This window comes from Bacillus sp. AFS040349 (assembly GCF_002577655.1).
Taxonomy (GTDB): domain Bacteria; phylum Bacillota; class Bacilli; order Bacillales; family Bacillaceae; genus Metabacillus.
Genome location: NZ_NUMC01000060.1, coordinates 1 through 12,656 on the forward strand (window position 1 = coordinate 1; position 12,656 = coordinate 12,656).

The 12,656-nt window shown below is 35.1% G+C and carries 15 protein-coding genes; 7 read left to right on the forward strand and 8 right to left on the reverse strand.

From position 1 onward, the window contains the following. Positions 1 to 40 precede the first annotated feature (40 nt). On the reverse strand, positions 41 to 1,672 hold the full coding sequence (locus COD11_RS13705; RefSeq protein ID WP_176551087.1) for a Na/Pi cotransporter family protein: 1,632 nt from the start codon (positions 1,670 to 1,672) through the stop codon (positions 41 to 43). A gap of 238 nt (positions 1,673 to 1,910) precedes the next feature. On the opposite strand from COD11_RS13705, the gene COD11_RS13710 reads away from it, so the two are divergent. From COD11_RS13710 to ispG, 3 genes are all read left to right on the forward strand, one after another. Further along, complete coding sequence (locus COD11_RS13710; protein ID WP_098797464.1) at positions 1,911 to 2,690, forward strand: DUF1189 domain-containing protein; 780 nt, start codon at positions 1,911 to 1,913, stop codon at positions 2,688 to 2,690. Positions 2,691 to 2,843: 153 nt separating this feature from the next. Continuing rightward, positions 2,844 to 3,176 (forward strand): LysM peptidoglycan-binding domain-containing protein, encoded by a 333-nt coding sequence (locus COD11_RS13715; protein WP_231307901.1) that lies wholly within the window; start codon positions 2,844 to 2,846, stop codon positions 3,174 to 3,176. 152 nt (positions 3,177 to 3,328) lie between these two features. After that, on the forward strand, positions 3,329 to 4,426 hold the full coding sequence (gene ispG / locus COD11_RS13720; RefSeq protein WP_176551092.1) for a flavodoxin-dependent (E)-4-hydroxy-3-methylbut-2-enyl-diphosphate synthase: 1,098 nt from the start codon (positions 3,329 to 3,331) through the stop codon (positions 4,424 to 4,426). A 40-nt stretch (positions 4,427 to 4,466) separates the two neighbouring features. Here the strand turns inward: ispG and COD11_RS13725 are convergent, their stop codons facing one another. Together COD11_RS13725 and COD11_RS13730 are read right to left on the reverse strand one after the other, a co-directional pair. After that, on the reverse strand, positions 4,467 to 4,661 hold the full coding sequence (locus COD11_RS13725; RefSeq protein ID WP_098797467.1) for a hypothetical protein: 195 nt from the start codon (positions 4,659 to 4,661) through the stop codon (positions 4,467 to 4,469). Positions 4,662 to 4,742: 81 nt separating this feature from the next. Then, positions 4,743 to 5,129, reverse strand: coding sequence for a DUF4190 domain-containing protein (locus COD11_RS13730; RefSeq protein WP_098797468.1), 387 nt, complete (start codon positions 5,127 to 5,129; stop codon positions 4,743 to 4,745). A gap of 139 nt (positions 5,130 to 5,268) precedes the next feature. On the opposite strand from COD11_RS13730, the gene COD11_RS13735 reads away from it, so the two are divergent. Then, on the forward strand, positions 5,269 to 5,844 hold the full coding sequence (locus tag COD11_RS13735; RefSeq protein WP_098797531.1) for a hypothetical protein: 576 nt from the start codon (positions 5,269 to 5,271) through the stop codon (positions 5,842 to 5,844). A gap of 33 nt (positions 5,845 to 5,877) precedes the next feature. Here the strand turns inward: COD11_RS13735 and zur are convergent, their stop codons facing one another. Genes zur through COD11_RS13750 form a run of 3 tightly spaced genes read right to left on the reverse strand, consistent with a single transcriptional unit; the run spans position 5,878 to position 7,904 of the window. Further along, positions 5,878 to 6,285 (reverse strand): zinc uptake transcriptional repressor Zur, encoded by a 408-nt coding sequence (zur, locus tag COD11_RS13740; protein WP_098797469.1) that lies wholly within the window; start codon positions 6,283 to 6,285, stop codon positions 5,878 to 5,880. Next, positions 6,282 to 7,127, reverse strand: a complete 846-nt coding sequence (locus COD11_RS13745) for a metal ABC transporter permease (protein WP_098797470.1) — start codon at positions 7,125 to 7,127, stop codon at positions 6,282 to 6,284. Before COD11_RS13745 ends, zur begins: the two co-directional genes overlap by 4 nt. A 15-nt stretch (positions 7,128 to 7,142) precedes the next feature. Beyond that, positions 7,143 to 7,904, reverse strand: a complete 762-nt coding sequence (locus tag COD11_RS13750; protein WP_098797471.1) for a metal ABC transporter ATP-binding protein — start codon at positions 7,902 to 7,904, stop codon at positions 7,143 to 7,145. Between the two features lie 183 nt (positions 7,905 to 8,087). On the opposite strand from COD11_RS13750, the gene COD11_RS13755 reads away from it, so the two are divergent. Further along, the gene (locus COD11_RS13755; protein ID WP_098797472.1) at positions 8,088 to 8,342 is read left to right on the forward strand and encodes a DUF2624 domain-containing protein; all 255 of its coding nucleotides are present in this window, start codon (positions 8,088 to 8,090) and stop codon (positions 8,340 to 8,342) included. A gap of 122 nt (positions 8,343 to 8,464) precedes the next feature. On the opposite strand, the gene COD11_RS13760 is transcribed toward COD11_RS13755, so the two are convergent. Next, positions 8,465 to 9,358 carry a deoxyribonuclease IV gene (locus COD11_RS13760; RefSeq protein WP_098797473.1) on the reverse strand — a complete coding sequence of 298 codons (894 nt, stop codon included), beginning with the start codon at positions 9,356 to 9,358 and terminating at the stop codon, positions 8,465 to 8,467. Between the two features lie 13 nt (positions 9,359 to 9,371). Continuing rightward, a complete protein-coding gene (locus tag COD11_RS13765; protein WP_098797474.1) occupies positions 9,372 to 10,688 on the reverse strand; it encodes a DEAD/DEAH box helicase in 1,317 nt (438 codons plus the stop codon). 199 nt (positions 10,689 to 10,887) lie between these two features. Here COD11_RS13765 and COD11_RS13770 point away from each other — a divergent pair, with 199 nt between their 5' ends. Both COD11_RS13770 and COD11_RS13775 read left to right on the forward strand, forming a co-directional pair. Continuing rightward, positions 10,888 to 11,538, forward strand: a complete 651-nt coding sequence (locus tag COD11_RS13770) for a YqfQ family protein (RefSeq protein ID WP_098797475.1) — start codon at positions 10,888 to 10,890, stop codon at positions 11,536 to 11,538. Between the two features lie 153 nt (positions 11,539 to 11,691). Beyond that, positions 11,692 to 12,639, forward strand: coding sequence for a 4-hydroxy-3-methylbut-2-enyl diphosphate reductase (locus tag COD11_RS13775; protein WP_098797476.1), 948 nt, complete (start codon positions 11,692 to 11,694; stop codon positions 12,637 to 12,639). Positions 12,640 to 12,656: the final 17 nt, after the last annotated feature.

A 12,656-nucleotide genomic window follows, 5' to 3' on the forward strand; every position in this document is an offset into this window, starting at 1 on the left:
ACCTTTTGAGTCACCCTCTTCTGATATTTTAATGAATAGATTAATCTCTGTATCCTAAAACAGCTTCTGCGATGTTAACTGAATGATCACCAATTCGTTCTAAGTTGCTAATAATGTCAACAAATACAATACCAGCAGAACCTGTACAGCTTCCTTCATTAATTCGCAATATATGTTTTTTACGAAGAGTTCTTTCCATTTTATCAATTTGCTCTTCTGACCTTAAAACCTTAGATGCTAAAGATGTGTCTTTATCATCTAAAGCTGCTATTGCATCTATTAATGTTTGAATTGTTAAGTCAAACATTTCTTGAAGATCCTGCTTTGCTGAATCCGTAAGTTTCACTTTATTTGTTATTTGATAACCAACCAATTCGACCACATTTTCAAAATGATCTCCGATGCGTTCAATATCTCTGACTGTATCCATTAGCATGCTGTGCTCTTCTGATTCAGCTGTCGACATCTCACTTCTTGAAATCAGAATTAAATAATCAGTTATTTTTCGATCTAAGTTGTTAATGGCATCCTCAAGTTGCAAAGCAGTGTCCGCATTTTTTTGAGAGAAGGTCATTTGATAATCCCTTGCAGCTTCTAAACCAACAGTTGCAAATTTCCCCATTCGAAGTACTTCTTCTTTTGCTTGCCCTAGGGCAATAGAAGATGATTGTTCAATAAAAATTGGGTCAAGGTGCTTTGCTTTATATTCAATAACTGAATCTTCACCTGGGATTAATTTTGTAACAATCCAGGCTAATACACCAATTAGAGGTAATTGAATAATTGTGTTAGAAAAGTTAAATGTTCCATGTGCAAAAGCAATGGTCATTTCAGGGTTAAGATTTAATTTTGCTTGTAAAAATTGCATGAGAACCGTAAAAAGTGGTAAGAAAATTAAAAAGATCGTCGTACCAATTAAATTAAAAATAACATGCGTTAAAGCAGCTCTTCTTGCAGCAACAGAAGCTCCAATAGAAGCTAATACAGCTGTAATGGTTGTACCAATATTATCACCAAAAAGTACCGGTAAAGCTGCCTTAATATCTAATAGACCTTGACCAAAAAGCTCCTGCAAAATTCCAATTGTCGCGCTTGAACTTTGAACAATAACTGTAAAGATTGTACCTACTAAAACACCAAGCAGCGGATTAGAGCTCATACTTACAGTTAAATCATGGAAGGCCTCTAAAGATCTCAACGGCTTCATTCCGTCACCCATTAATTCTAAACCAAAGAAAAGTGCTCCAAAACCAAACACAATTTGACCGATGTTATGTATTCTTTTATTTTTAAAGAAGAATAAAAGGATTGCACCTACAGCAATAATAGGTAAGGCATAATCAGAAATCTTAATTCCAATAATAAATGCTGTAACAGTGGTTCCTATATTAGCTCCCATAATAACACCAATAGCTTGTCTAAGTGACATAAACCCAGCACTAACTAAACCAACAGTAATAACTGTTGTGCCACTACTTGATTGAATTAATACTGTTACTATAATTCCAGCTAAAACACCCATTAAGGGGTTTGTCGTAAACTTATCCAAAATATCTCTTAGTTTGTCACCAGCGGAGCGTTGCAGACCATCTCCCATATATTTAATTCCAAATAGAAATATCCCAAGTCCACCAATGAATTCAAATATCATCTTCTGGATATCCAGTTCCAAAATTTCCAACTCCTCATTTCGTCTTTTGTCGACAAACATCTACAACCCTTACAATTATTAACGATATTCCGTTTTATTGTAAAGATGTTTTTCTAAAATATTTACAAAAAATTTATAAAAACTTTACAAAAGATCCTTAATTTAAAAATAAACCTTAACTTTGACTTCATTCCTTGTCATATTTCTTTTTCATCTATAAAATATAAGACGTATAAATTATAAGGATGTGTTTCATAACATGAACGTTTTTAAACAGTTATATACTAGCATATACTCACCTAAAACCATATCCACTTTTCGCTTTCAGGGAATAGGAAAAACTATTTTATATGTCTTTATCTTATCGTTACTTAGTACAATTCCGACTGGTTATCACTTTTCCACTGGCTTAAGTGAGGGTATAAAAGGGTTTGATCAAACATTACAAAATGAACTTCCCGACTTTATTATTGAAGATGGTCTTCTTTCAGCTGACACAGAAAAGCCAATAGAAATAAAAGTAGATGATTTTATCATTATTTTAGATGAATCAGGTGCTTTCGGTGTAGAAGAAATCGAGGCAAAACAAAATGCTATTGGTATTTTGAGCGATCGATTTGTATTCTCTGCAAATGGGCAAGCACAATCATACGAATATAGCCTATTGAACATGTCAATAACAAAGAAAGATTTAATGGAAATCACTTCACAGTTTAATCAACTTCTACCTATTGTTTTAACTATATTATTTGTTGTTATGTACTTATTCGGAGCATTCGTAAAGTTTATAGAAGTAACTTTTTTAGCATTGCTGGGATTAGCCATCAAAAACAGCTTACAAAGGAAACTTAACTTTAAGCAGGTTTGGGTTATGGCCGCCTACTCAACTACACTTGCAACTGTCTTTTTCTTTATAATGGATAGTCTACAGGTTATTGTTCCAAGCGGATTCTTAATCAACTGGTTTGTTCATTTAATTGTTATCTATTTAGTTTTAAAAGAAGTGCCTCCTATTAAGAAGAAAATAAAAGATGCTTAACAAAGCGCGGATTATCCCGCGTTTTTTTTATGTCTTCATTCCTTCATTCCTGTTATCAGGTCTATTCTATTAACTCTATTATTTTTAACATAATATTTAGGTTCAAAACATAGAGTGTATTATAGAATATTTAAAAAACCCTGGGAGGCAATGATGAAGCGATTCTCAACTATTCTAATCGGAGTATTTCTTTTGTACATTATCTATTACGACTTCCAAATTGGAACACTTCCAGTTACAAATAAAACATCTACAGTACAAGTAGTAGCCTCTGCGAGTATAGATAAACAGCAATCGAAAATCCAAACCTTTGAAATGACAGTAAAACAGGGAGACACCGTATTATCCATTATTGAAAAGCATCATGGAACCCTCCCTGTATCAATTGAACAAGTAATCAAAGATTTCGAAACCTTAAATCCTAAAATGGATGCAGAAGAAATTATGATCGGGAAAAAATATACTTTTCCAAATTATAATCAATAGATCATTCTTGTCATTTCCACCCCATCACTGTAAAATGAGGGTTGGTAAGTATAATTACTAGTAAAATAAAATGTAGTCAAGTAATATAAATATTGGATAAGATTGTCGAAGGTTTAAACTTATTGTTAAGGAGCGATTTACACGTGAGTGAAATCATACATCGTACGAAAACCAGACCCGTTAAAGTTGGTAATTTAACAATCGGTGGAAATAATGAGGTTGTTATTCAAAGTATGACAACAACGAAAACACATGATGTCGAAGCAACTGTCGCTGAGATTAACCGCCTAGAGGAAGCTGGTTGCCAAGTTGTACGTGTTGCATGTCCAGATGAACGTGCAGCAAATGCAATTGCTGAAATAAAAAAGAGAATTAATATACCACTTGTAGTTGATATTCATTTTGATTATAAACTTGCTCTAAAAGCTATTGAAGGCGGAGCGGATAAAATAAGAATTAACCCAGGAAATATCGGTAGAAAAGAAAAAGTTGAAGCTGTAGTAAAAGCCGCAAAAGAACGTAACATACCAATACGAATTGGTGTAAATGCTGGTTCTCTAGAAAAACGAATCTTAGAGAAATATGGATACCCTACTGCAGATGGTATGGTAGAAAGCGCTCTTCACCATATTAAAATTTTAGAGGATTTAGATTTTCATGACATCATTGTATCGATGAAAGCTTCTGATGTAAATCTTGCTATTGAGGCTTATGATAAAGCTGCAAGAGCATTCGATTATCCATTGCACTTAGGAATTACGGAATCAGGAACATTGTTTGCTGGGACGGTAAAAAGTGCTGCTGGCTTAGGTGCCATCTTAAGTAAAGGAATTGGGAACACAGTACGTGTATCGCTAAGCGCTGATCCTGTAGAAGAAGTAAAAGTTGCTCGAGAGTTGTTAAAATCCTTTGGATTAGCAGCGAATGCCGCTACTTTAATTTCTTGCCCAACATGCGGTCGTATCGAAATTGACCTCATTAGTATTGCAAATGAAGTTGAAGAATATATCGCAAAAATTAAGGCTCCAATCAAAGTTGCTGTATTAGGATGTGCCGTTAACGGACCTGGAGAAGCTCGTGAAGCGGATATTGGGATTGCTGGAGCTCGTGGTGAAGGTCTACTCTTCCGTAAAGGAAAAATTGTGCGCAAAGTACCTGAAGAAACTATGGTAGAGGAATTAAAAAAGGAAATTGATAAAATTGCTGAAGAGCACTATGCAAAACAAGAGGCTGAGAAAGCAAAAGCATAACATTTGAAAGGAATCGGTGACCCACCGATTCCTTTTTTTATTAATCATCCTTAGGAAGAATAACCGCTCCTATATTCGCATTATTTGATAGAGAAGTATCGATATCGTCTTCAAGCGGCTTATCACCATAAAATCGATCTTGAATAGCCATATTGGCATTATACGCATCACTTTCTAAGTCAGTTGATTTTACTCCATTATGAACAGATGCTTTAATCGTTTGCTTCTCTCTCAAATGGAATCCCCCTCCTAATACAATTTACATAACGAGGGATTGACCTTTTGGCCAATCCCTCTTTCAGTTCGTTTTCTTTTCCTAGAAGAACGGCATAATAAAGATGCCTAAAATAATCGATAAGGCGCCGATTCCAATGGCCCATGCACCTGTTCCAGTAGCACCGCGTCTACGTGCAATAAAGCCGACAATAATACCTGCTGCTCCTAATATGACAGGTAAAATGAACAATGAGATGATGGATAGGGCAAGGGCAAGAAAGCCCATTCCTCTTCCTTCTCCAACAGCTTCCCCTCGGTCTGCTTCTGTGTTAACAGTAGCGTTTGTACGACCCATATTAATTGGGGCTGCGATCTCAGCAGCTGATTCTGTTTCATAATTCTCAAGTTCTCGATCTAGCGGCGTAATCCCCTTATAATCAGGATTGTCAAAACGATCTCGTTCATTGAACTTATTTTCGTCTGCCATTTAGATCCCATCCTTTCTGAATTAAAGGAGCATTAATATTATGAGCAAAGAGAGAAAAACTATAACTGTAAAACTTTTCTGTTCGCTTAAAAATTCATTATGTTACACTTATGTAGTAGGAATCAACGAAGGAGAGAACATGATGTTACGACTAGGAATTGACATTGATGGAACCGTTACAGATCCAAGAACATTTGTCCCGTATTTAAATAAATCATTTAATAATTCTTTAACGTACGAAGATTTAAATCAATATGACTTAACAAAAGTCCTCAATATTACGGAAGAAGAATTTTGGGTTTGGATGGATAAATTTGAACCCATCATTTACAAAGAAGCTCCGCTTGCCCTTCATGCCAAAAACGTCTTAAATGAATGGAAGCATCAGCACGAATTATTATTTATCAGTGCAAGGAGAAAACATTTGTTGGATATCACGCACAACTGGTTTAAAGATCAGGACATTTCTTACCACCATATTGAACTGATAGGAAGTCATGATAAGCTTGAAGCCGTAAAGAATAATAAGATCTCCATCTTTTTTGAGGACAAGCATGATAATGCCTGTATGATAAGTGAGGAACATCAAATTCCCGTTATTTTGTTTAATACCCCTTACAATCAAGATCCGATTCCCAAAGGAGTCATTCGGGTAAATGACTGGCTTGAAGCAAAGAATTGGGTAAATCAATGGTATGATGTGAAAGTTTTATAAAGCCAAAAGCTCTGACACATCGTCAGAGCTTTTTTAATGACATTGCGGACATTTACCATATACTTCAAATTTATGTCCACTTATCTCATAATCATTTAAATTCTCCAAATTCCCCATTGGACAACCTGGCAATTCCTTCGTTTTTCCACACTTCAAGCAAATAAAATGATGGTGATGATGTTTACTATCACATGTAAAACGGAAATGTTTTTCCCCGGACAATTCAGTCATTTCAAAAATTCCAAGTTCAGCAAATAAAGATAAATTTCTATAGATTGTATCGAAGCTTAATCCAGGATAATTGTCTTTCAAAGATTCCAAAACATCTTTTGCCGTTAAATACTTATCATAATCTGCAAAAAGTTGAAGCATTTCCTCACGCTTACTTGTATATTTGTATCCTTTGTCTTTCAATAAGTCGAGAGCTTCTTGAACGTTCATGAAACTACTTTCCCCTTTGTCAATTTAGTCCATAAGATTGTCAATATTAAAATAAGCACTGACAAAATAACAATAGTCCCACCTGGTGCTAAGTCTAAATAATAGGCTAGGAATAATCCAATAATAACAGATAATTCGCCAAATAGTACAGAAAAGAAGATTGTTTGCTTAAATCCTTTTGCAATTCGAATGCTCGCTGCAACCGGAAGGGTCATAAGTGAAGATACTAATAAGATCCCTACAATCCTCATGGACCCACCGATTACAAGGGCAAGCATGAATATAAAAATAAAATGAATGGATTTCGCTTGAATACCAGATGCATTTGCATGCTCCTCGTCAAACGATAGTAAAAAAAGCTCTTTATAAAGAATAAAAACGATACTAATGACTAAAATAGTAATTCCTAGAATAACAAGCATATCTGTTCTACTAACAGCACTTATACTTCCAAATAAATAACTAAATAAATCGGTATTAAAGCCATCTGCTAAAGAAATAAAGATAACACTGATTCCAACACCTGCTGATAATATAATTGGAATGGCTAACTCTTGATAATGTTTATAGACTGTTCTTAGCTTCTCAATAAAAAGTGAGCCTATAACAGAGAAACTCATCCCAAGATAAATAGGATTAAGACCAGCAAAAGTTGAAATTTTCTTTTCAAGCAATAAACTCGCAGCAATTCCTGCCAAAGTAACATGACTTAGTGCATCAGCAATAAGTGACATTCTTCTGACAACTACAAAAACACCTAATAAAGGCGCAATTAAGCCTATGAGCATACCTGATATAAATGCATTTTGTAAAAATTCATATTCAAAAAGACTACTTAACATCTTGTATATCCTCCATTAATGGGAGTGATCATGTGACAACACATGTAGAGAGTGCCCATAAAAGTCAGACATCTCATCGTCCTTTAATAATTCAAATTCCTTTGAGTTTCCATGGAAGTGCAGGTGCTTATTAATACATGCAACATGGGAAACTTTATCTGATATTGTTCCAATATCATGGGTAACTAGTATAAGGGTGATACCTAATTCCTTATTTAAGTTAAGAAGCATATCATAAAAATTTTGAACTGTCTTCGCATCAACGCCTACAGTTGGCTCATCTAAAATTAATAATTTTGGATCACTAACAATTGCCCTTGCAATAAAAGCTCTTTGTTGTTGTCCACCAGACAGCTCTCCTATGTTCCTTTTTGTAAATTCACTCAATCCAACAGCATCAATCGCTTCATACACTCGCTTCCGATCTTGTTGATTCATAAATTTAAACAATCCGAGTCTTGATGTTAATCCACTGGAAACGACTTCAAAAACCGAAGCAGGGAATCCTGTGTTAAAGCTATTTGCTTTTTGCGAAACAAATCCAATTTCATGCCAGTTTTTGAACTTTTGGATAGATTGACCAAAGAGTTTAATCTCACCTTGTTGGGGTTTCAAAAGACCCAATAAACATTTTAATAATGTTGTTTTTCCAGATCCATTTGGACCAACAAGACCAAGAAAGCTTCCTTGTTCAATCGTTAAATTTATATTTTCAAGAACTTTTTGTCGTTCATACGTATAATCTACATGTTTTATTTCTACTATAGGTTGATTCATCTTTCTTCATCCTTTACGATTTAAGAATCGTTCCGATTTAATAAAAATACGTTTAAAAGGTATTCTTATTTATAACATGAAAATTGTACAGGAATCTTACTTAAAAGTAAAGGATAATTACTTGTAAAAAAACAGCACATTTTAGATCAAATCTCCATACATTGTTTCAGAGGAGGTTTGAAAATGATCTTATTTCAAAAAATTATTAATCAAAAGTTAAACAACATTTCTGTTGAGGAACTTATGCAATATGCCAAACAATTTAATATTTCAATAGGTCGAGCCCAAGCAGCCGAAGTCGTGAAAGCAATGAATGGAAAAAATATCAATATCTTTAATGTGAATGAAAGAAAAAAGCTGTTATCGCAAATTGCATCCATTACCTCTCCACAAACGGCACAGCAGGTTAATCAATTATTTCAGAAATTTACTAATTGACCATATACTTAGAAACATAAAAGCAATCAAATTTTATCAAGGAACAGTACATATTTGTTACTGTTCCTTTTTATTTGCCATAAAAAAGAGAGCAGCACTGATTGCAGCTCCCTCCCTAATTGTTACTGATTTGCTATTTTATCTAGTAATCCCTCATCAAATGTTTTTTCTTTTAACATATTGATTTCAAATTGATAAGGAGGCTTCTTGTACTTCTTATCTTCCCCGACAAAAGGTGTTTCTAATATTTTTGGAACATCCATTAAAGAAGGATGATGAACAATATGACTAAGTGCTCCAAAGCCAATATGTCCAAAACCAATGTTTTCATGACGGTCCTTTCTTGCTCCCATTGGATTTTTACTATCATTAATATGAAGAACTTTTATCCGGTCGATTCCAATTATGGAGTCAAACTCTTTTAACACACCATCAAAATCATTTACAATATCGTAACCAGCGTCATGAGTATGACAAGTGTCAAAGCAAACAGATAAATGTTGATTATGTGTTACACCATCAATAATTTTCGCTAACTCATCAAATGAACTTCCACATTCTGAACCTTTACCAGCCATTGTTTCAAGTGCAATTTGAACTTCTTGGTTATTTTCAAGAACTTCATTTAAGCCCTCAATAATTTTTCTGATTCCTTCATCTGCTCCAGCACCTACATGTGCACCAGGGTGAAGAACAATTTGCTTTGCACCAATTGCATGAGTTCTTTCAATCTCAGAGCGTAAGAAATCAACACCTAATTGAAAGGTTGCGGGATTTGTTGTGTTACCAATATTAATAATATAAGGGGCATGTACAATAATTTCATTGATTCCATGCTCCTTCATATGTTCTTTACCCGCTTCTATATTCAAATCTTCTATTTTTTTACGTCTTGTATTCTGAGGGGCACCAGTGTATACCATAAATGTATTGGCACCGTATGATACAGCTTCTTCACTAGATGTAAGAAGCATCTTTTTCCCGCTCATTGACACATGTGAACCAATTTTCAACATTTACTCTCTCTCCCTATTTTTGTTTTTTGTCTAACCTTCTTTTTCTCTTTTTAATTTGTTCCATTTCTCGGCCCATCTTCTTTTTATAGCCTGGTTTTACCTTTTTAGGTTTTTGAACAATACTTTTCGCTAAAGCATCTACCTCGTCTGTTACTCTTTTTCGATTTTGACGACGTTTTCTATCATCAATGTCACGCCATTCTCCACCAACAAAATCTTTATTAATAAATTCAATACCTTGCTTTTCAAGCTTGTTTAACGCATCTTCATCAGAAGTCTCATATAATGTCACAGCAATACCTGAACTACCTGCACGAGCTGTTCTTCCAACACGATGAATATAGAATTCTAAATCATTAGTAGGAATTTCATAGTTTAAAACATGACTTATTCCTTTAATGTCAATTCCACGTGCGGCTAAGTCTGTTGCAACAACATATTGGAATTCTAGCTCATTAATCTGCTTCATCATTTTTTTCCGATCACGCGGGGATAAATCACCATGTATTCTTCCGACCTTTAAACCTTTTTCAATGAGTGCATCTGCTAATTCATCCGCATTCTTTTTTGTGTTTGTAAAAACAATGGCTAAAAAAGGATTAAAATCCTTAAGCATATCATGAACAAGTTGTTTCTTATCGCGATGTCTAACTGGAACAAGAATATGTTCAATCTTTGCTGCAGTCGCTTGTTTAGGAGCTACATGTGTAAATTTTGGATTTGCCAAGTATTTTTTCAAAAATGGTTTTAGCTTTTCTGGAATAGTCGCAGAAAAAACCAAGATTTGTAATTGTTCAGGCATTTGCCCTGCAACCATATCCACATCTTTTATAAATCCCATATCTAAGATCATATCTGCTTCGTCAACCACAAATGAACGAACCCGATTGATAACTAGTGCGTTTTCTTTTACGAGGTCATTTATTCGCCCCGGTGTACCTACAACGATTTGTGGTTGGGTTTTTAATTTTTCTATTGTTCTTTGTTTGTCTGTACCACCTATAAAAAGCTTTGCAGATATATTATCTGGTGAAAAAGAAATTAGTTTTCCAACCTCATTGTAAATTTGTGATGCTAATTCTCTTGTCGGAGCCGTTATAACGACTTGTACTTCTTGTCGATCAGTATCAACTTGATTAATTAATGGTAGTAAGTAAGCATGTGTTTTTCCTGTACCAGTTTGAGATTGCCCAATCGCACTTTCACCTCTTAAAATAGAGGGAATTAATCGCTCCTGTATCTCAGTTGGCTCAAAGAATTTTAATTCTTTTGTGATCGCTTCTATAATAAAAGGCTTTAATGAAAAACGCTCAAATTTTGTTTGTTCCATCCGTATCTCTCCTTTTTGATAAAGTTCTTATTTTATACATAAATCGACACTTTATCAGTCCATCATTAGATTATACCTTATTGAATAAAAAACTCAAATTATGTAAAACATTTTTTCATTTTTTTATATAACAGAAACCAATTGACGTTTAAATGCATAGTCTAAAACAGGGTAATGAACTTTGAAAGGAGGAATTTTAATGTTTCAGCAAAGACCGATGCCTCCTATGAATTCCAGAGGTTACTTCCCACAACAAGGGCAATTTCCGATGGGACGACAAGTAAATCCAGGCTCATTCATGGGCAGAGGACAATTAGGGTCGCAAATGGCTGCTAGAGGTGCAGGTGGTGGCGGTGGATTAAAAGGTATTCTTTCAAAAATACTGCCGGGCTCACAAGGTGCAGCTGGAGGAGGGATAAACCCCCAAAGCTTTATTGGTGGTGCAAATGCTGCTTCAAATGCAACTAGAGCCACCGGATCTCTACAAGGGCTGATGAATCCTTCAAACATTTCAGGAATGCTTGGTAATGTGCAACGTGTATTAGGAATGGCACAGCAGGTAACACCAATGGTCCAACAATACGGTCCATTAGTAAAGAATCTTCCGGCTATGGTAAAGATTTATCGTGAGCTAAACAGCAGTAATGATAATGAGTCAAATGAATCCACAAATGAAACAGCACAAGCAGCTACTGTTACAGAACAGTCGAATCAGCCAACAAATCCAAACGTTAGTAAAAAAACATCTAAAAAAGAGTCTCCAAGTATATCTGAAGAAGTTATGCAATCAACTGAAACCAAAAAGCGTAAACCAATGCCAAGAAGCTCTCAGCCAAAAATGTATATCTAATATTCCTCTTTGTATTCTTTCCTGAATTTCGTTATAATATTAAGAGATTGTGAGACATAAGAGCCGTTTAGCGGCTTTTTTTTCAGTAGAAGCAGGGGACAAAGGGTCAATCATTTGTCAGCTCTCTATTTGATCTCTTAAGGAGGCAATATAATGGATATAATTAAAATCGCTCCACGCGGTTATTGTTATGGTGTTGTCGATGCAATGGTTATTGCAAAAAATGCAGCATTAGATAAATCTTTACCTAGACCTATCTACATTTTAGGAATGATTGTTCATAATAAACATGTAACAGATGCCTTTGAAGAGGATGGCATTATTACTTTAGATGGGGAAAACCGCTTAGAAATCTTAGAAAAGGTTGATAAAGGAACGGTTGTATTTACTGCCCATGGAGTTTCACCTGAAGTAAGAAAGCTTGCTAAGGAAAAAGGACTTGTTACTATTGATGCCACATGTCCAGATGTTTCTAGAACACATGACCTTATTCGTGAAAAAAAAGCTGAAGGGTACAACGTGATTTATATCGGCAAAAAAGGACACCCTGAGCCAGAAGGTGCTGTCGGGGTGGCACCAGAAATTGTGCATCTTGTCGAATCGGTTGAAGATGTGGAACAGCTCTCTCTTGAAAATGAAAAACTGGTCGTTACGAATCAAACAACAATGAGCCAATGGGATGTTGCCGACATTATGGAAAAAGTAAAAGAAAAATTTCCGCATGTTGAAATTCATCGTGAAATTTGCTTAGCTACTCAGGTCCGTCAAGAAGCTGTTGCTGAACAAGCAACAGAAGCAGATTTAACAATTGTTGTAGGTGACCCGAAAAGTAATAATTCAAATCGATTAGCACAAGTATCTGAGCAAATTGCCGGTACAAGAGCATATCGAATCTCAGATATAAGTGAACTTAAACTCGAGTGGTTAAAAGATGTGAAAACTGTTGCAGTAACTGCAGGAGCATCCACTCCAACGCCTATTACAAAGAAGGTTATTCAGTTCTTAGAGCAATATAATCCGGAGGACGAATCAACATGGAGTTTGGATCATAAAGTTCCATTATCTAAGATCCTCCCAAAAGTAAAGGTGAAAAATTCTTAATATAAGAAACAAAAACC

Bases quoted from the DNA above. Each gene is read 5' to 3' on its own strand.
- COD11_RS13710 (WP_098797464.1), top strand. From the start codon at position 1,911: ATGAACGTTTTTAAACAGTTATATACTAGCATATACTCACCTAAAACC.
- COD11_RS13715 (WP_231307901.1), top strand. From the start codon at position 2,844: ATGAAGCGATTCTCAACTATTCTAATCGGAGTATTTCTTTTGTACATT.
- COD11_RS13730 (WP_098797468.1), bottom strand. From the start codon at position 5,129: ATGGCAGACGAAAATAAGTTCAATGAACGAGATCGTTTTGACAATCCT.
- COD11_RS13735 (WP_098797531.1), top strand. From the start codon at position 5,269: ATGATGTTACGACTAGGAATTGACATTGATGGAACCGTTACAGATCCA.
- zur (WP_098797469.1), bottom strand. From the start codon at position 6,285: ATGAACGTTCAAGAAGCTCTCGACTTATTGAAAGACAAAGGATACAAA.
- COD11_RS13745 (WP_098797470.1), bottom strand. From the start codon at position 7,127: ATGTTAAGTAGTCTTTTTGAATATGAATTTTTACAAAATGCATTTATA.
- COD11_RS13750 (WP_098797471.1), bottom strand. From the start codon at position 7,904: ATGAATCAACCTATAGTAGAAATAAAACATGTAGATTATACGTATGAA.
- COD11_RS13755 (WP_098797472.1), top strand. From the start codon at position 8,088: ATGATCTTATTTCAAAAAATTATTAATCAAAAGTTAAACAACATTTCT.
- COD11_RS13760 (WP_098797473.1), bottom strand. From the start codon at position 9,358: ATGTTGAAAATTGGTTCACATGTGTCAATGAGCGGGAAAAAGATGCTT.
- COD11_RS13765 (WP_098797474.1), bottom strand. From the start codon at position 10,688: ATGGAACAAACAAAATTTGAGCGTTTTTCATTAAAGCCTTTTATTATA.
- COD11_RS13770 (WP_098797475.1), top strand. From the start codon at position 10,888: ATGTTTCAGCAAAGACCGATGCCTCCTATGAATTCCAGAGGTTACTTC.
- COD11_RS13775 (WP_098797476.1), top strand. From the start codon at position 11,692: ATGGATATAATTAAAATCGCTCCACGCGGTTATTGTTATGGTGTTGTC.